The 16,031-nt window shown below is 68.7% G+C and carries 14 protein-coding genes; 5 read left to right on the top strand and 9 right to left on the bottom strand.

The features are described from left to right. Nucleotides 1-49: 49 nt before the first annotated feature. Complete coding sequence (locus ACZK08_RS02100; protein ID WP_053518842.1) at nt 50-463, bottom strand: YciI family protein; 414 nt, start codon at nt 461-463, stop codon at nt 50-52. A gap of 182 nt (nt 464-645) precedes the next feature. Here ACZK08_RS02100 and ACZK08_RS02095 point away from each other — a divergent pair, with 182 nt between their 5' ends. Continuing rightward, nucleotides 646-1,050, top strand: coding sequence for a YciI family protein (locus tag ACZK08_RS02095; RefSeq protein WP_065175397.1), 405 nt, complete (start codon nt 646-648; stop codon nt 1,048-1,050). Here ACZK08_RS02095 and ACZK08_RS02090 read toward each other — a convergent pair. From ACZK08_RS02090 to cycA, 4 genes are all read right to left on the bottom strand, one after another. Beyond that, nucleotides 1,028-3,106 (bottom strand): gluconolaconase, encoded by a 2,079-nt coding sequence (locus ACZK08_RS02090; protein WP_065182538.1) that lies wholly within the window; start codon nt 3,104-3,106, stop codon nt 1,028-1,030. The two genes, ACZK08_RS02095 and ACZK08_RS02090, sit on opposite strands and share 23 nt — an antisense overlap. Before the next feature lie 9 nt (nt 3,107-3,115). Further along, on the bottom strand, nt 3,116-4,468 hold the full coding sequence (locus tag ACZK08_RS02085; RefSeq protein ID WP_155761053.1) for a hypothetical protein: 1,353 nt from the start codon (nt 4,466-4,468) through the stop codon (nt 3,116-3,118). Nucleotides 4,469-4,601: 133 nt separating this feature from the next. Then, a complete protein-coding gene (locus ACZK08_RS02080) occupies nt 4,602-5,378 on the bottom strand; it encodes a lytic transglycosylase domain-containing protein (RefSeq protein ID WP_065182540.1) in 777 nt (258 codons plus the stop codon). 61 nt (nt 5,379-5,439) lie between these two features. After that, nucleotides 5,440-6,813 carry a D-serine/D-alanine/glycine transporter gene (gene cycA, locus ACZK08_RS02075; protein WP_065182541.1) on the bottom strand — a complete coding sequence of 458 codons (1,374 nt, stop codon included), beginning with the start codon at nt 6,811-6,813 and terminating at the stop codon, nt 5,440-5,442. A gap of 226 nt (nt 6,814-7,039) precedes the next feature. Between cycA and ACZK08_RS02070 the strand changes: the two genes are divergently transcribed. Next, nucleotides 7,040-8,656: an EAL domain-containing protein gene (locus ACZK08_RS02070; protein WP_065182542.1), complete on the top strand. Its 1,617-nt coding sequence runs from the start codon at nt 7,040-7,042 to the stop codon at nt 8,654-8,656. A gap of 3 nt (nt 8,657-8,659) precedes the next feature. Here the strand turns inward: ACZK08_RS02070 and ACZK08_RS02065 are convergent, their stop codons facing one another. Together ACZK08_RS02065 and ACZK08_RS02060 are read right to left on the bottom strand one after the other, a co-directional pair. Beyond that, the gene (locus ACZK08_RS02065; protein WP_065182543.1) at nt 8,660-9,844 is read right to left on the bottom strand and encodes an MFS transporter; all 1,185 of its coding nucleotides are present in this window, start codon (nt 9,842-9,844) and stop codon (nt 8,660-8,662) included. Beyond that, nucleotides 9,841-11,019, bottom strand: coding sequence for a serine hydrolase domain-containing protein (locus ACZK08_RS02060; RefSeq protein WP_065182544.1), 1,179 nt, complete (start codon nt 11,017-11,019; stop codon nt 9,841-9,843). The genes ACZK08_RS02065 and ACZK08_RS02060 overlap by 4 nt, the downstream gene beginning before the upstream one ends. A 197-nt stretch (nt 11,020-11,216) precedes the next feature. Between ACZK08_RS02060 and ACZK08_RS02055 the strand changes: the two genes are divergently transcribed. Together ACZK08_RS02055 and ACZK08_RS02050 are read left to right on the top strand one after the other, a co-directional pair. Continuing rightward, nucleotides 11,217-12,116: a LysR family transcriptional regulator gene (locus ACZK08_RS02055; protein WP_065182545.1), complete on the top strand. Its 900-nt coding sequence runs from the start codon at nt 11,217-11,219 to the stop codon at nt 12,114-12,116. 163 nt (nt 12,117-12,279) lie between these two features. Next, nucleotides 12,280-13,890 carry an ATP-binding cassette domain-containing protein gene (locus ACZK08_RS02050; protein WP_065182546.1) on the top strand — a complete coding sequence of 537 codons (1,611 nt, stop codon included), beginning with the start codon at nt 12,280-12,282 and terminating at the stop codon, nt 13,888-13,890. 10 nt (nt 13,891-13,900) lie between these two features. On the opposite strand, the gene ACZK08_RS02045 is transcribed toward ACZK08_RS02050, so the two are convergent. Continuing rightward, nucleotides 13,901-15,226, bottom strand: coding sequence for a GTP-binding protein (locus ACZK08_RS02045; protein ID WP_065182547.1), 1,326 nt, complete (start codon nt 15,224-15,226; stop codon nt 13,901-13,903). Nucleotides 15,227-15,294: 68 nt separating this feature from the next. Here ACZK08_RS02045 and ACZK08_RS02040 point away from each other — a divergent pair, with 68 nt between their 5' ends. After that, a complete protein-coding gene (locus ACZK08_RS02040) occupies nt 15,295-15,672 on the top strand; it encodes a MerC domain-containing protein (RefSeq protein WP_053518817.1) in 378 nt (125 codons plus the stop codon). Nucleotides 15,673-15,696: 24 nt separating this feature from the next. Here the strand turns inward: ACZK08_RS02040 and ACZK08_RS02035 are convergent, their stop codons facing one another. After that, nucleotides 15,697-15,981, bottom strand: coding sequence for a metal-sensing transcriptional repressor (locus ACZK08_RS02035; RefSeq protein WP_049417302.1), 285 nt, complete (start codon nt 15,979-15,981; stop codon nt 15,697-15,699). Nucleotides 15,982-16,031 lie beyond the last annotated feature (50 nt).

Here is a 16,031-nt window from a genome sequence, read left to right as displayed (position 1 = left end):
GGGTGCTCCGTTCGGTTGAAGATGTCGAGTGTTCGCGGCGCGGCGGGGCTCAGCCTTCGAGCTGCTCGCGCAGACGCTGTTCCTGCTGCTGTAATTCGGGGGTGAAGGCTTCGCCGAAGTCTTCGGCGGAGATCAGCGGGCGCACCTCGAGCGTGCCACCACTGCCAAAGGGGGCGCGGCTGGCCCATTCCACAGCCTCGTCGAGCGAGCGGACATTCCACAGCCAGAAGCCTGCGATCTGGTCGGCGACGGGCGCGAACGGGCCGCTCTCGACCTGCGGTCCGGCGCCGCCGAAGTGAATGCGGCGGCCACGCGCGGTGGCATGCAGGCCTTCACCGGCCAGCATGATGCCGGCGGCAACCAGCTGTTCGTTGTAGGCGCCCATGGCCGTCAGCTCCTGCTCGCTGGGCAGGCGTCCGGCTTCGGAATCGGCGTTGGCTTTGACGATCACCATGACTTTCATGTGGGTCTCCCGTGGGGCGCAGGTGCGCGCCCTTCACTGTTACAACGAACGAGGGGACGGGGAATCGACAAATTCTGAAAGTTTTTTTTGGGGGGGGCATCGGGCACCGGTCTCCCGCGCTGCAACATGCCCCGGCGCAAACCTGCGCGATCATGCAGGTCCGCCCCCGCCAGGATCGCGCCATGCAGCAGTACCTGCTTCTGATCTACATCGAACCTGCCTTGCTGCAGGCCCTGCCGACCGAGGCTTTCAACACCTTGATGCGCGACTGCCTGGCCCACGCCGACAGGCTGCAGGCCGAAGGCACGCTGCTTCTGGCGCAGAAGCTTCAGCCGGTGGATACCGCGCAGACCCTGCGCGTCCGCGATGGCCACAGCCGGGTGCTGGATGGCCCGTTCGCCGAAACCCGCGAGCTGCTGGCCGGCTTCAATCTCATTGTGGCGCGCGACCGTGACGAGGCGATGCGCATCGCGCGCGAGTTCCCGTGGGCACGGTTCGGCAGCATCGAAGTGCGCCCGCTGGAGGACATGGACGCCGAGCGTGAGCGCTGCGGCGCCCCGCCCGCTATGGCAGCAGCCGTACTCTGACCTCGCGCTTGCCGATGCCCTCGTTGCCGCTGTAGTCGCGCACGCTGGCACGCACGATGTAGTCCCCCGGCGGCAGTGCTGCCGGCTGCCAGCGACCGGTCTCCATCAGGCCATCGCGCACGGTGTTGGTGACCAGGTAGCGGAAACGGGTGACGGCGCTGCCGTGCACCGTGATGCCGCTGTCCGGTGCGTAGGCAACCTTTACGGCGGCATTCTGCGGCGGCATGCGGTTGAACACGATGTTCCAGCGCGGCTGCTCGTAGCCCTGCAGCGGCCGACCGGCCGCATCCAGGATCTGGTAGCCCACCTGGTACGCGCCCAGCCTGCGCCGGGCCAGGTTGTTGTCGACCTGGTCCCAGGCCTCGACCACGATCTGCACGCCCCGTCCCTGCCGCGCGACCATCACGCTGCCGTCGCTCCCCGCCGTCATCGGTTGGTCGTTGGCGTCCAGCAGCGCCACATCGGTGATGCGCGGCGCGAAGTGATCGGCGAAGTTGCGGAACCCCAGCGCGACCGCGTTGGTTTCAAAGCCGCTGGTGCCCACCGCCAGATGCACGTGCGCCTGGCTGTTGATGCTGCCCAGGCGATCGCCCACGTGGATGCGCGTGCCCCGGCGCACGCGGATGCGTTCCAGCGCGCCCTGGTCGTCATACAGCGCCTGCCAGCGCGCGTCGAACGGTTCCCCGCGCGGCGTGCGGCCCACCCGCATGTGGATGTACTTCAGCCGGTCCACCGCCAGCCCTTCGCCCTGCCCGCCCAGGCTCCAGCTGGCCACCGGGCTGCTGATCTTGCCCTCGGCAATGGCCAGCACGGTCTGGCCGACATCGCCGCGCACATCGAAGCCGCCGTGCAGATGGTGCCGGCTCTCACCCCTGAAATTGCCCCGCACCTCGCCCAGCGTGCCGACCACTTCGTGCCAGCCCTCCTGCGGTGCCAGCGGCCAGCGCCCGGCCGTGTCCGGCAGCGCTGCATCAGCGGCGGGTCCGACCAGCGCAGGGGCCGGAAGCTCGCCCACCGGCAGCGGCCGCAGCCGATGCAGCCGGTATCCGGCCGCGTCGGCCACCAGCAGGCTGCCATCCGCATCCAGCGCCAGGCCGCTGGGGCGCGCCAGCCGCGGCAGTCGGTCATTACCGACCAGTGCGATCTGGTGGCCCTGTGCGGTGACCTGTACCACGCGTCCCTCAAGGTCGCCCACGTACAGCACGCCATCATGGGTCGCGGTCAGCGACAGCGGCCCGTTGATGACCCCGCCACTGCCGACCCACGTGCTGACCGTGCCATCGGCACCGACACGACGCACCGCGTTGTTGAACAGATCCGCCACCAGCAGGACCCCGTGCGCGTCGAAGGCCAACGCCACCGGTGTATCGAACCGCGCCTCGCCTCCTGCCGCGTCGATGAAGCCGGGCCGATCGCCCCCGGCGAGGGTGCGCACACTGCCGTCGGTGCCGATCACCCGGATCCGGTCGTTCCAGGTATCGGCCACGTAGATCTGCCCCTGCGCATCCAAGGCGATACCCATCGGCGCATCGAAACGTGCCTGCGCGCCGGGACCGTCGGCGTATCCCTGCTCGCCGCCGGCCACCGTGGTCACCTGGCCATCGACGCCAATGCGGCGGATCGCATGGTTGCCGGTGTCGGCCACGTACAGATTGCCCTGTGCATCGGCGGCGATGCCGGACGGCGTGTGGAAGCGTGCCTGCAGTGCCGGGCCATCGACGCGACCTTCGCCCTGCCCGGCCACGGTCTCGACGCGGCCATCGGGCAGGCGGCGGCGGATACGGTTGTTGTCGCCGCCATCGGTGAAGTAGACGCTGCCATCGTCCAACCGCAGCAGCGCGTAGGGATCGGCGAAGCGCGCCTGCACGGAGGCCCCATCCCGATCACCCGGATGGCCATCACCGGCCAGCAGTTCGATCTGCGCGGTCCATGCCAGCGGCGTCGGCGCCGGTCCCGCAGGTGTCTCGGGGTGGGGTTCGTCCGGCAGCCAGAAGGTCGCCGCCAATGCACCGGCGGTTGCCACCGCAACCGCCGCCATCCAGTATCGCCGCGCCATCGTGTTCCATCATTCAACGGGGAGCGACGAACTTAGCCAGTAGTTCCACCAATGCCAACCCGCATCGGCCTCAGCCGCACGCTCGGGTGCTGTTGCAGCGCGCACTTTTATTTCGTCAGGCCAGGCATCGCTGTGCTTCAGCGGCCCTACCCTGCGCTCGCACAGCGCAGCCTGGTTGGCCGGCTCCAGCGCGGTGTCGAGCAGCAGCGCGTCGGCGAACAGCTTCCAGTCGCCATCCTGCATGTAGGACGCTACCGCATGGGGATGCGATCTCAGCGCGGGCTGCGGAAACGCGACGGCCCACACCTGCTTTCGCCCGTGCGATTCGCTGCTGCGCAGGTCGCGCCGTACCGCTGCGCAGGAATAGCGGATGTGGGTGGCCATGCAGGTGTTGCCCGCCATCCTGCACGACCCCAGCCGGCGGCCCTTGCCGGTGGCGAAATCGTGCCGGCTCAGGCCCAGGATCAACCGGTCGGGGATCGTGCCGAATGTCTGCTCCAGGCGCGGATGATGGTAGTTGGCCATCGCCGTCGGCGGCTGCGCCGGCACCAGCATGGCCATGCGCAGGTTGCGCAGCGGCGGGAATCCATAGCCATCCAGACCGGCAGCGCGACGGTAGTAAGCGTCCTGCATGCCGCGCAGCGGCGAAGAGCCGTTGCCCAGTGCGTTGTTCATCACGTACGCACCCGAGCTGTGGGTGAACACCCGCAACGGCATGTCCCTGTTGTCCACACCCGCCAGCACCCTGCGCAGCTCCAGCCCCACGTAAGGCCCGTTGAGCTGGGCGGCGCCCCAGATCCGGAACGCATTGCCATGCAGGCCATCCCAGTACACGCGCACGAATGACAACGTCTGCCCGCTGGCCGCCCCGCGCTCGCGGAAATCACGCTCCACCCGTTCGTACCAGGCGGCCGCCTCGCGGTAGTCGTTGTTGTAGCCGTGCACCAGCAGCACCACCACACGGCCGTCCTCCGCAGCACGATCCAGCTGCTGCGAGGCGCGCGCACGCAGCACCTGCTGGATCTGCTGCCAGGTGTCGGTGAAGGCGGCGTCGGGCGTCACCCCGGTATCGGCAAGCAGGCTGCGCCACGCCTCTGCCGAGGCAGCACCTGGCACTGCCGACTGCTGGTAGAGATGCCGGAGCGTCGCGAAATCCGCCGACGACGGGCGTGCCCCTTCCAGCATCTGCTGCACCGGCACCGCTACGCTGGCTGCAGGGTAGAGACTTCCCTCACGGTCCAGGAACAGCGCGGTTGCGTCCTGTCGTCGTTCGGCATCGCGATACAACACGTTCTTGCTGGCACAGCCATTGCATGCGATCGCGAACAACAATGCCGCGACCACGCTCCTGATAGGCTTCATGCACATCCCCCTGTGGATTCGATGCTGCAGGCCGGATCGTCCCTCGACGCCCGGGCCGGCGCTCCCCCGCCCACCCGTGCAGCGCCATCCTGCCGCGGCCGAGGGGCGCCCACAATCACCGTCCGACGAGTGGCTACTTTGCCGGCACCTCGATGCGGATGCCCATCGCCTCGCGATAGCGCGTGTACAACGCCATCACCTTGTCCACGTAGGCCAGCGTTTCCGCGTAGGGCGGTACGCCCTTGTAGCGGGTCACCGCGCCGATGCCGGCGTTGTACGCGGCCGCGGCAAGCGTGCGGTCGCCGTTGTAGCGGCGCAGCAGCGCGCGCATGTAGCGCGCGCCACCGTCGATTGACTGCTGTGGCGAGAACGGGTCGCTCACCCCGTACTCCAGTGCGGTCTCGGGCATCAGCTGCATCACGCCCTGGGCGCCCTTGCTGGACACCGCCAGCGCGTCGAAGTTGCTTTCGGCGTGGGCGATGGCACGCAGCCAGGCATCATCAACACCGGTTGCCTTCGCTGCCGCCCTGAACTGCCGCGCGTGCGGTGCCAGCTGCGGCTTGCCGACCCGGCCCAGGCCCTCATGCGCAGGCTCGCCCGGCGGCGTGGCCACGGTGAATTTCAGGAACACCCGCGAGCCCGGCAGATTGCGGGTGGAATAGACCAGCCGGCCGTCCTGCTCACGTTCGTACAGCACGCCGCTGAACACCCCCATGTTGCCCCACAGGTTCGGGGTCTGGATGGCGTTGTCGTCGATATCGCGCGCGGTGCAGCGCGAACCGGGTTCCGGCGCGGTGGCCAGGCTGACGGTGTTGCCCTGCACGCAGCGGTACACCGTGCGCGCAGCCGCCGTCCCGGCCCACAGGAGGGACAGCAGCATCAGCGCAGCGAGGACGGGGCGGCGGGTCATGGCGGCCGGATCATCCGGCCGCCCCCGCTAACGATGGGTGAATGCGGTGGTGGCCGCGCCCCTAGCGGGCCATCCGGCTGCGCAGCGCATAGCCCACGCCCAACAGCACGAACCACGCCGGGCTCGCGATCAGGGCCTGGCGGGTATCGGCCTGCAGGCTCAGCAGGACCAGAACGCCGGCGAAGAACCCCAGGCACGCCCAGCACATCGCCACGCCACCGGGCATCTTGAAGATCGAGGCCGCGTGGCGCTGCGGGTAACGGCGGCGGTAGACCATGTAGGCCACCAGGATCAGCGACCAGACGAAGATGAAAAGCACCGTCGCCAGCGTCGTCACCAGGGTGAAGGCGGTCACCAGATTCGGGATCAGGTAGATCAGCAGCGTGCCGCCCAGCAGGCACAGGCAGGAGAACAGCAGCCCGCGGGCCGGCACCGCCGCGCGCGACAGTTTCGACAGGCCGCGCGGCGCGTGGCCTTCTTCCGCCAGGCCATACAGCATGCGGCTGGTGGAGAAGATGCCGCTGTTGGCCGAGGACGTTGCCGAGGTCAGCACCACGAAATTGATCAGGCTGGCGGCGGCAGGGATCCCGGCCAATACGAACAGCTGCACGAACGGGCTCTTGTCCGGCACCACCTGCCGCCACGGCGTCACTGCCATGATCGCCACCAGCGCAAGCACGTAGAAGATGATGATGCGCACCGGGATCGAGTTGATCGCCTTGGGCAGGTTGCGCTCCGGGTCGGCGGTTTCAGCGGCGGTGGTTCCCACCAGCTCGATGCCGACGAAGGCGAACACCGCGATCTGGAAACCGGCAAAGAAGCCGACCAGTCCCATCGGGAACATGCCACCGTCGTTCCACAGGTTGGCCAGCGAGGCGGTGTGCCCGCTGGGCGAGGTGAAGCCCCACGCCACCAGGCCGGCGCCGGTGATGATCAGCGCGCAGATCGCCACGATCTTGATCAGCGCGAACCAGAACTCCATCTCACCGAACAGCTTCACTGTCACCAGATTCAGCCCCAGCAGCAACAGCACGCACATCAGTGCCGGAATCCACGCATCCAGGCCGGGGAACCAGAACTGTGCGTAAGCAGCGATGGCGATGACATCGGCGATGGCGGTGACGATCCAGCAGAACCAGTAGGTCCATCCACAGAAGAAGCCGGCCCAGGGCCCGAGCAGATCGGTGGAAAAATCGATGAAGGATTTGTACTGCAGGTTGGACAGCAGCAGTTCGCCCATCGCGCGCATGACGAAGAACAGCATCGCGCCGATGATCAGGTAGACGAACACGATGGACGGGCCGGCCAGGCTGATGGTCTTGCCCGATCCCATGAACAGACCGGTGCCGATGGCACCGCCGATGGCAATCAGCTGAAGGTGGCGGTTGGACAGGCTGCGGCGCAGATGCTCGGGGGGCTGGGCAGGGTCGGTCATGGCGCGGAATCGGCGGGCGAAGCGTCCGACGGTAGTCCTCCCGGGCCGGTTGCGCCAGCTGGGGACGGGCTGAATCCGGCAAAGTTAGCCGCTTTCACCACAATGTGACCGAATACCTGATTCGTCCCATTCCGCCCGGCGCGGCGGCATGCTCAGATAGCCGCATCTGCCCAAGGATCGGCCCGACCATGCGCCCTGCCCTGCCTGCCTTGCTGGAGCCCCGGACGTGAGCCGACTGCGGATCATCATCGGGGGAACCGCGCTGGCGCTGCTGGCGGCGGCCATTCCCATCGCCGTCATGGCCTACGCCACGTGGGACCGCGCCGTGAGCGTGGAGCAGCAGCGCCTGCATGACATCGCCGAACGCACCCTGCGGCGTGCGGACCTGTCCTACCAGGAAGCACTGGCCGCACTGAAATCAGCCGAGGCCACCGCACTCCCCGCCTGCAGCCCGGAGCACATCCGGCGCATGCAGACGCTGGTGATGACCACCCCTTCGGCCGATCAGCTGGGCTATTTCGAAGGCGGCAAACTGCGGTGCACCTCATGGGGGCCGTTCCTGTCCGACGTGAACCAGCCCAGGCCGGACCACGTCACCAGCGACGGCGCCGGCATCGCGGTCGATGTGCGTCCCGAGACCAGCGGCCGCCGCAAGGTGCTGTCGATCCTGTATGGCTCCTACGACGTACTGGTCGATCCCCGCCGCTTCGTCGATGTCATCGTTGATCCGAACGTGCGGCTGGCCCTGGCCAGCCCCGACGGCCGCCTGCTGGCCCGGCAGAACGACATGGATCCGGCGCTGCTGCAGAGCCTGCTGCGCGATCCCGGCATTGGTCTGGACCAGAACACGCTGTACGCCACCGCTCGCAATGAAGAATGGCTGGCCATCGCCACCACCCCGCGGACCGCGCTCACCGCCAGCTTCCGCCAGCAGGCGTGGCTGTTCGTGCCGCTGGGCGTGCTGCTGGCCGCCGCCGGTGCCGGCCTGGTGATCTGGTTGTCGCGCCGCCGGCTGTCGCTGCGGGGTGAACTGGCCACCGCCATCCGCCGTCGCGAGCTGTACCTGCATTACCAGCCGATCATCGAACTGGACACCGGCATCTGCGTGGGCGCCGAAGCGCTGGTGCGCTGGCAGCGTCCGGACGGCACCCAGGTGCGTCCGGACCTGTTCATTCCGCTGGCCGAAGAGGCCGGCATGATCGGCGATGTCACCGATCTGGTGATCGAGAACGTGGTGCGCGACCTGCGCGAACTGCTGGTCGGCGATCGCAGCGCGCACGTGGCGATCAACCTGGCAGCTGAAGACATCAGCAGCGGCCGCGCGTTGAAGATGATCGCCAAGCACATGACCGGCAGCGGCATCCTGCCGCAGCAGATCTGGATGGAGGCCACCGAGCGCGGCTTCCTCGACCTGGACCGCGCCCGCACGATGCTGGCCGCGGCACGCCGCGCCGGGCACAGCGTCGCCATCGACGATTTCGGCGTGGGCTATTCCAGCCTGCAGTACCTGGCACAGCTGCCACTGGATGCGCTGAAGATCGACAAGTCCTTCGTCGATGCGATCGGCACCGACAGTGCCACCAGCCCGGTCACCCCGCACATCATCGGCATGGCGCGCGAGCTGGGCCTGTGGGTCGTGGCCGAAGGCGTGGAGACAGAAGCGCAGCTGGCCTATCTGCACGGTCAAAAGGTGCAGTTCGGGCAGGGCTGGCTGTTCTCCCGGCCGCTGCCACGTGACGAATTCGTGGCGTTCCACCACAAGCGGCAGCAGCGCTACGGCGCAGCGCGCGAACAGATGCAGAACCCGCGCAGCGTACCGATCGAACAGGAGCCACTGCCGTAAGCGTTACGCCCAGGCCTTCGGGCGTGCGATCAGCCACGCCGCACTTGCCGCCAGCAACAGCAGCGGCAGCCAGCCCAGATGGCGCGCGTCACCGGACTGCAGCACCAGGCCACCGGCCACTCCGCCAGCCGCAATGGCCAGGTTCCAGCCGGTCACCAGCATCGACTGCGCAAGGTCGGCCGCCGCGCCGGCGCGCCGCGCCAATGCCGTCTGGAACAGGGTCGGCACCGCGCCGAACGCCACACCCCACGCGATCGTCGCCAGCAGCAGTGCGGTCGCGCTCACCGGCCACAACAGCAGCGCCATGACGGCGGCGATGAAGCCCAGCACCGTGCTCCAGACCAGCGCATGCAGGTGACGATCCACGCCCCAGCCAGCGATCGCGATACCGACAAGGGCCGCCATGCCGAACGCCAGCAGCAGGCGGTCCAGCCAGGCCCCCGCACCGGCCTGCAAGGCCAGAGGCTCGATGTAGGTGTACAGCACGTTGTGCGCGAGCACGTACAGCGCCATCACCAGCAAGGTGCTGCGCACGCCCGGCATGCGCCATACCGCAGCCAGCGACACACGCCGTCCGGAACCAGCTGCGGGCAGGGCCGGCAGGGCCCAGCGCGCATAGACCAGCAGCAGCACCGCCAGCACGCTCATCAGGGCGAACGCCCAGCGCCACCCGATCTGCTGGCCCAGCAGGGTGCCGGCCGGGACGCCCAGTGACAGGGCCAACGGCGATCCGATCATCGCCACCGCGATGGCCCGTCCCTGCAGTTCAGCCACCACCATGCGCGCGGCGTAACCTGCTACCAGCGACCACAGCAGGCCGCCACTGACGCCGGCCAGGAAGCGCGCCGCCAGAATCAGCGCGTAGCTGCTGCTCAACGCGGTCAGCGTATTGACCAGCACGAAGCCGGCGATCGCGGCCAGCAACAGGGGACGACGCGGCAAACGCTGGGTCAGCGCGGTCATCGGCAGCGCCGCCAGTACCGAACCCAGCGCGTACACGCTGACCAGCTGACCCACCGCCGCATCGCTCACACCCAGGCTGGCGCCCATCGGACGCAGCACCCCGGCCGGCAGTGTTTCCGTCAGCAGGGTGATGAAGGCACCGCCGGCCAGCGCCAGCAGGCCGGCCCAGGGCAGGCGCGAGGCCGCACCCGCGGGTGCGGCCGCATCGATCGCGTGGCCACTCATCGTGCAGCCTCCAGATCGGCGTAGATCGCATCGCGCAGTTCATCCACGAATGCACCGTCCATGCCCTCGTACAGCGTATTGGTCAGCGCCACCACGCTCAGGCCCCGTGCCGGGTCGACGAACCAGCTGTGGCCGTAGGCACCGCCCCAGCGCCAGCTGCCCGGCGCCTGCGGCGTTGCGCCGGCAACCGCATCGCGCAGCACGGCAAATCCCAGGCCGAAGCCCCAGCCTGCCGGCTCCGGCGGCCCCGCCTCACCCACCTGCGGCGTGCCCATCTGCGCCAGCAGCGGGGCCGGCAGCAGCGCAGACGCCTGCCCGTCGCGCAGCGCCTCGAGCACGGTCATCAGATCGTCGGCCGTGCCGACCAGGCCCGCGCCGGCCGACGGATAGCGGCTGGCATCGGTGGCCCGGGCCAGGCTGTACTCGATACCGACCGTTTCCGGGAACACCGGCACGACCTCGCCCTCGCGCAGGCGGTGCGGCAGCGGGTCGTCGCTGACATAGGGCGTGGCCAGGCGGCTCGCGTCGCCGGTTGCGAAGGCGGTGTCGCGCAGGCCGAGCGGCGTCGCCAGCAGGCGCTCGAACAACGCCTGCAGGGTCTCGCCCGTTGCGGCTTCGGCCACCGCCCCGGCCACGTCCACGCCCAGCGAGTACATCCACTGGCTGCCCGGCGGGAACAGCAGGGGCACCTGTGCGATACGCCGCACATTGTCGGCCAGCGACAGCGGATTGGCATCCATGCCATCACTGACGCCGGCGCGCGCGTAGGGGCCGTGCGCATCGGCTTCCAGGAAGCGGTAGCCCAGGCCGCTGCTGTGACTGAGCAGCTGGCGCAGGCTGATGGCCGGCGTGCTGCCGTCGGCGAGCGTCGGCCGGAAATCGGGCAGCCAGTGCTGCACGGGCGCATCCAGATCAAGCACGCCCTCGGCGACCAGGCGCAGGATCACCACCGTCAGCAGAGGCTTGCTCACCGATGCCAGGCGGAACAGATGGTCACGGCGCATCGGTTCGCCGCGTTCACGGTCGGCCAGGCCGGTGGCGCTGGCGTGGCGCAGCACCCCGTGCACGCGCACCTGCACGACCGCACCGACCAGCCGATGAGGGTGCACCTGCTGCAGCAGGCGCTGCACCGACGGCAGGGCGGGTTCAGTCACTGGGGAAAGAGCGGCATTCATGACGGCAGTCCGTGGGGGGAGAGGCCGCCACCTTAGGCAGCCTGGACGCCGGCAAAAAGCCGGTTGCCGCTCCGCGCATCATGGACCGGGGAGTCCGCAATGGGCATGATGCCCGGAACCGGAAGGCCATCATCGCGCGTCAACGCGCTGCATCACGGTGTTGCATTCCCCCCGCCGCTCCCCTGCCTGCCACGCCCATGTCCGTTCTCGACAATCTCGCCAACCTGCAGACCTTCGTGCACGCCGCCGACACCCGCAGCTTCGTCGAAACCGGGCGCCTGCAGGGCATTTCCGCCTCCGCGGCGGGCAAATGCGTGGCGCGGCTGGAACAGGCCCTGGGCGTACGCCTGTTCCACCGCAGTACGCGCAGCATCACCCTCACCGCAGAGGGCCAGCTGTTCCTGGCCCGTTGCCGGCGCATCCTCGACGAGCGCGATGCCGCGCGTACCGAACTGGCGCAACCGCATGCCACGCCCAGTGGCACCCTGCGCATCAGCCTGCCGCTGGTCGGCGACCTCACCCTGCCGCTGATGGCCGAATTCATGGCGGCGTATCCGGACATCCGCCTCGACCTGGACTTCAGTGACCGCCTGGTGGACGTGATCGAAGAAGGATTCGACGCAGTGCTGCGCGTGGGCGAGCCCAGCGATTCGCGCATGAACGCGCGTCGGATGGGGGTGTTTCCCCGGCGTGTCGTTGCCTCGCCGGCCTATCTGCGGCGGCGTGGTACGCCCCGCACCCCGGCCGACCTGCTGCAGCACACGCTGCTGCACTACCGCTTCCCCAGCAGCGGCAAGCTGGAGCCATGGCCGATCCACTGGCCCGAAGGCGAACCCGTGCAGGAACTGCCCGTGCACATGGTCGCCAACACCATCGAAGCCCGTGTGGCCCTGGCCCTGCGCGATGTCGGCCTGGCCTTCGTGCCCGTGCATTCAGTGCGCGATACGCTGGCCGACGGGCGCCTGGTGACGGTGCTGGACGAGTACGTGCACTCCTGCGGCACCTTCCACCTGTTGTGGCCCTCGGGACGCCACGTGCTGCCGAAGCTACGCGTGTTCATCGACTTCGTCGGCGCGCGCCTGGACACCGTGCCGTAGCCACGCCGCAGCGCGACCGTTCAGCCGCCGGCGCTATACTGGCCGCTCATTCCTCCTTGAGGCTCGCGACCGATGCGCCATTGATGCCGCCGTCTTCGTACTAGACGGCCCGACGCTTCCCGCCCCTGCGCGCAGGGGAGAACACGGCATCCATGGAGGTCGCATGACCGCACATTTCCTCACGCTCGATCGCGTGTCGTATCGACTGGCCGATGGCCGGTCGCTGTTTTCAGACCTGTCGTTTTCCTTTGAACCGGTCGCCACCGGCCTGGTCGGCGCCAACGGTGCCGGCAAGAGCGTGCTGGCGCGCCTGCTGGCGGGGCAGATCACGCCGGACAGCGGCGACGTGCACCGCAGCGGCAACGTGTTCCTGCTGCCCACGCCCGGCCACCCACCCCGTGGCAGCGTCGGCGAACTGGCCGGCGTCGGCCCGCAGCTGGCCGCACTGGCGCGGATCGAGGCTGGCAGCATCGACGAGGCCGACTTCGCCTGCATTGGCGAGCATTGGGATCTGCGCGAGCGGCTGGCACAGCACTGGCAGGCGCAACAGCTACCGGACGATCTCGATCCTGCGCAGCCGGCGGCCCGCCTCAGCGGTGGCCAGGCGATGCAGGTGGCGCTGTCCGGCGCCTGGGCCAGTGGCGCCGACTGGCTGATTCTGGACGAGCCCAGCAATCACCTCGACGCCCGCCATCGGCAGCAACTCTACGCGCAGCTGCAGCAGTGGACCGGCGGTCTGCTGGTGATCAGCCACGACCGCGAACTGCTATCGCACATGCAGCAGATCGTCGAGCTGGACGCGCACGGCCTGCGTCGCTACGGCGGACCCTGGCAGCACTATGCCGAGGCACGCGCCGCCGAGCGGGACGCAGCGGACGCACAGCTTGACCACGCACGTGCGCAGCACCGGCGGCAGCAACGCAGCGCGCGCGAGCAGCACGAACGCCAACAGCAGCGGCAGGCACGCGGCACACGCGAGGCGAAGCAGGCCAACCAGGCACCGATCCTGCTCGGCCGGCAGAAGCAGCGCGCAGAAGCCAGCCACGGGCGTGCGCAGCAGATCCAGAACGAGCGCTTGCAGGCCAGTGCCGCGCAGCTGCGCGCCGCTTCATCGGCCGTGCAGGCCACACCCGAGCTGGCCCTGTTTGCAGGCGAGGGCGAACGTGGCAGTACGCGCCTGTTGCAGGCGACTGATCTCGTACTGCCGTACGGTTGCAGCCTGCCGTTGCAGCTGGAGATCCGTCGCCGGCAACGCATCGCCGTGATCGGCGACAACGGCAGTGGCAAATCGACCCTGCTGCGTGTGCTGGCCGATCACCTGCCCGCCCGCAGTGGCGCCGTGCAGCGCCTGGCGCCGCTGGCCCTGCTGGACCAGCAGCTGCTGGGGTTGTGCGGTACGCGCAGCATTCTGGACAGCGTGCAGGCCGCCAACCCCGCCGCCGATCCTGGCGAGCTGCGCACGCGCCTGGCGTTGCTGGGGCTGGATGCGCAGCGCATCCAGCGTCCCGCCAGCAGCCTCAGCGACGGCGAACGGGTGAAGGGCGCACTGGCCAGCGTGCTGTATGCCGACCCGGCACCCCAGCTGCTGCTGCTCGACGAGCCCGGCAATGCCCTGGACCTGGGGGCACTGCAGGCGCTGGAACAGCTGCTGGATGCATGGCCGGGTGCGTTGATGATGGTCAGCCACGACCGTCACCTGCTGCAGGCCTTGCGGCCCACGCAGGTACTGCAGGTAACAGCAGACGGTTGGCAATGGCACGACCCACGCCCTTGAACCCCTCCCGTCAGCGCTTCCATGCCGGGAACGACTGAGGCAACTGCTGCCACAACAGCGGGCCGGCGCGGAGCTCCTGGTCATCCAGCAGGCACGCATCCAGTTCCGCGCGCACCGCGCGTTCGTCCATGTGCACGCCGATCACCACCAGTTCCTGCCGACGGTCCCCCCATAGCGGATGCCACAGCCGCGCCATTGCGGCATGCGCGGCGCGATCCGAGAAGTCCTCCACGCCCGGCAGCGGAGCGCTCCAGCAGTTGGCCTGCTGGCGCGCCCAGCCCACATCGCTGTACGGCAGGGGTGTCGGCGGCAGCAGCGGCGTGGTGTCTTCCAGGCCTGCACGTACGCGATCACGCGCGGCGTACCAGAACCCTGCGGCCTGCGTGCGCGTTGCCGCGCCAACCGAGTTCAACTCGCCCACCCAGTCCATGCGGTTGGCCAGCCAGAACCAGCCCTTGCTGCGGATCACGCCGGGCATGCCACTGCGCAACGCGCGCGCGAAACGGGCCGGATGGAACGGCCGCCGTGAACGGTAGACGAAACTGGCAATGCCGTACTCTTCGCTTTCCGGCGTGTGCTCGCCACGCAGCTCCTTCACCCAGCCCGGTGCGCGCTGCGCCCGCTCGAAGTCGAAGCGGCCGGTATCGAGCAGTTCCGTCAGCGGTACATCACCGAAGCTGGACAGCAGCAGCTTCGCATCGCGGTTGAGGCCGCGCAGCACGGCCAGCGTGTCCTGCACCACTTCCTCATCCACCTGGTCGATCTTGCTGACCACGATCACGTCAGCGAACTCGACCTGCTCGCAGAGCAGGTCGACTACCCCGCGGTCGTCGTCCGGTCCCGCCTGCTGGCCACGCTCGGCCAGGCGCAGGGTCGATCCGAAGTCGGCCAGGAAGGCACTGCCGTCGACCACGGTGACCATCGTGTCCAGCCGGGCGATGTCGCTCAGGCTGAAGCCCTGCTCATCGCGCACCGCGAAGGTCGCGGCCACCGGCATCGGTTCGCCGATACCGGTGGATTCGATCAGCAGGTAGTCGTAGCGGCCGCTGTCAGCCAGCCGCCGCACTTCCTGCAGCAGGTCCTCGCGCAGCGTGCAGCAGATGCAGCCGTTGCTGAATTCCACCAGCGTCTCTTCGGTGCGGCGCAGTTCGGCGCCACCGTCGCGCACCAGCTGCGCATCGATGTTGACTTCGCTCATGTCGTTGACGATGACCGCCACGCGCAGGCCCTCGCGGTTGCGCAGGATCTGGTTGAGCAGGGTGGTCTTGCCGGCCCCCAGAAAGCCGGACAGCACGGTGACGGGCAAGCGGCGGTCGGCGCGGGAAACAGTGTTCATGTCGGAGCGGTCTGGCTGCGGAAAAGAAATGTTACTGTATAACAATTGCTACGCAAGGAACCTCCCCCATGAAGTCCCCTTCCCCCGCACTGCTCGATGCCGGAGCCCTCGCCCTGTCGAGCCTGTGCCTGCTGCACTGCCTGGCGCTGCCCCTGCTTGCCGCCGCGTTGCCACTGTTCGGCGCCTGGGCCCAGGCCGAATGGGTGCATCTGCTGTTCGTGGCGATCGCCCTGCCGCTGACCGGCTACGCCCTGTGGCGGGCCGACCGCCGCCATCGCCTGCCCGTCATGGCCTGGACCGCGGCCGGTCTCGGCCTGGGCCTGCTGCTGGCCGGCGCGCTCGAGCTGCCTTCGCATGCCTGGGAAACGCCGCTGACCGTCACCGGCAGCCTGCTGCTGGCCGCCACCCACGTCTGGAACGCGCGGCGCCGGCACCGCCACTGCTGAGCATCGCCGACGGCCCGCTCGGCGTTACTTCCCGTAACGCCGCAACAGTTCGACCAGCACCTCGGCCTCCGCCGCCCGCTGCTGCGGGTCTTCAGCCCCGACCACATGCTCCTGCAGGTGCTCGTGCAGCAACTCCATCAACAGGCTGTGGGCCGCACCACGCACCGCCGCAACCTGCACCAGCACGTCCGCACAGTCGCCCGCTTCACCCTCGGGCCTGTCCAGCGCCTGCTCCAATGCCGCCACCTGGCCGCCAATGCGGCGCACCCGGGTCAGCAGCTGTTTTCGATTTCTGTGTACATGTGCCATGGGTGGATCGTATACCCTATGGGGGTATCAACTCCACCCGCCGGTCACTC

It is taken from the genome of Stenotrophomonas sp. 112478_Sma, from assembly GCF_056479905.1.
This window is presented reverse-complemented; position numbering and strand designations above follow the sequence as displayed.

Bases quoted from the DNA above. Each gene is read 5' to 3' on its own strand.
- ACZK08_RS02040 (WP_053518817.1), top strand. From the start codon at position 15,295: ATGAAGTCCCCTTCCCCCGCACTGCTCGATGCCGGAGCCCTCGCCCTG.
- ACZK08_RS02080 (WP_065182540.1), bottom strand. From the start codon at position 5,378: ATGACCCGCCGCCCCGTCCTCGCTGCGCTGATGCTGCTGTCCCTCCTG.
- ACZK08_RS02060 (WP_065182544.1), bottom strand. From the start codon at position 11,019: ATGAATGCCGCTCTTTCCCCAGTGACTGAACCCGCCCTGCCGTCGGTG.
- cycA (WP_065182541.1), bottom strand. From the start codon at position 6,813: ATGACCGACCCTGCCCAGCCCCCCGAGCATCTGCGCCGCAGCCTGTCC.
- ACZK08_RS02095 (WP_065175397.1), top strand. From the start codon at position 646: ATGCAGCAGTACCTGCTTCTGATCTACATCGAACCTGCCTTGCTGCAG.
- ACZK08_RS02100 (WP_053518842.1), bottom strand. From the start codon at position 463: ATGAAAGTCATGGTGATCGTCAAAGCCAACGCCGATTCCGAAGCCGGA.
- ACZK08_RS02065 (WP_065182543.1), bottom strand. From the start codon at position 9,844: ATGAGTGGCCACGCGATCGATGCGGCCGCACCCGCGGGTGCGGCCTCG.
- ACZK08_RS02090 (WP_065182538.1), bottom strand. From the start codon at position 3,106: ATGGCGCGGCGATACTGGATGGCGGCGGTTGCGGTGGCAACCGCCGGT.
- ACZK08_RS02085 (WP_155761053.1), bottom strand. From the start codon at position 4,468: ATGAAGCCTATCAGGAGCGTGGTCGCGGCATTGTTGTTCGCGATCGCA.
- ACZK08_RS02045 (WP_065182547.1), bottom strand. From the start codon at position 15,226: ATGAACACTGTTTCCCGCGCCGACCGCCGCTTGCCCGTCACCGTGCTG.
- ACZK08_RS02035 (WP_049417302.1), bottom strand. From the start codon at position 15,981: ATGGCACATGTACACAGAAATCGAAAACAGCTGCTGACCCGGGTGCGC.
- ACZK08_RS02055 (WP_065182545.1), top strand. From the start codon at position 11,217: ATGTCCGTTCTCGACAATCTCGCCAACCTGCAGACCTTCGTGCACGCC.
- ACZK08_RS02050 (WP_065182546.1), top strand. From the start codon at position 12,280: ATGACCGCACATTTCCTCACGCTCGATCGCGTGTCGTATCGACTGGCC.